Here is a 1,063-nt window from a genome sequence, read left to right on the forward strand (position 1 = left end):
CTACAGCGGTAGCAAGTGATGATGTCTTATGATAGCGAGAGGCACTGCAATAGAGCAGATGTGCTTCCAAAAGATCAGCCATCAGACCAACATTGAAATGGCATCCTTTAAACAATGGCATCAGGGATGATGTTGTGCGGTCAAAGACTGTAGGTCCAGATACTATCGAAACATGTGCCTGTTTTTTTATATCTGAAGCCCTTTGGTTACATGCTGTGCTAAATCTATGGCTTCTCTGGTTATTGCCTTTAGCCGAATTAATTCTTACTGATGCATCTTCGTGATTATATCTACTGTCTTTCTTTGCTTTAGCACCGGACTCAGGCAGGTGTAATCTATCTTCCTCACCATATGGTGTGATGGCCTGATAAAGTTTCCTTTCGGTATTAATTTCATCAAGGGACATTACACACTCATGCTTGCATTTTTCTCCTCTAACCTTGTAGCTTGAAATAATGACAAAAGCTTCGCCCAAGTCATAAGTTTTACCTGATACTATGCGAGTACTACTCTTATCTAGAATCGTAAACTTTTCATATTTACGACATTTCTTGCAGTACCCCAAAAATGTCTTGTTTGCTGGCTCTATTACGAAGTTAGCTTGCTTTATATACTGGACATTGCATAGTTTATGTGAGTCATCTTTCTGATCTTGCTTAGGTAGTACTTTAATCTTAAGCATGCTGTGAGGGACGACAAATTCAAATATTAATTTGAACACGTCTGGCAGTTCACAGTCGAAGCGAGGTATACAATCAAGGATTGTAGAAGGCTTGTTAGGATATGAGTTTTGTTTTCTGTAGCTAAAATGCTCCTTTCCAAGATTCGAAGTGTTAATGATCTCTTTGTGAATGGCCCCGACCTCAGGTACATTGTGCCCGAATTCTTTCTCTGCAGAGCCTTTGACTATTACCTTTTTACGCGACTTTCCTTTTGCGCCAAAATTCTCATCATCATCATCATCATCTTCTTCTTCTTGATTCTCGTCGACATCTTCTGCGTTAGGATCATGCACATCTGCTTTACTTTTTTCGCTCTTTGAAAGCTTTAAATTACGCTCAAT

The 1,063-nt window shown here is 39.5% G+C and carries 1 protein-coding gene; it reads right to left on the reverse strand.

What is annotated here, in order from left to right; all coding sequences use genetic code 11:
- Positions 1-1,063: hypothetical protein (locus H524_RS17510; RefSeq protein WP_044122411.1), on the reverse strand; the 1,063-nt coding region annotated here is incomplete at both ends.

The sequence above is a fragment of the Anaerobiospirillum succiniciproducens DSM 6400 genome (assembly GCF_000482845.1).
GTDB classification, from domain to species: Bacteria; Pseudomonadota; Gammaproteobacteria; order Enterobacterales; family Succinivibrionaceae; genus Anaerobiospirillum; species Anaerobiospirillum succiniciproducens.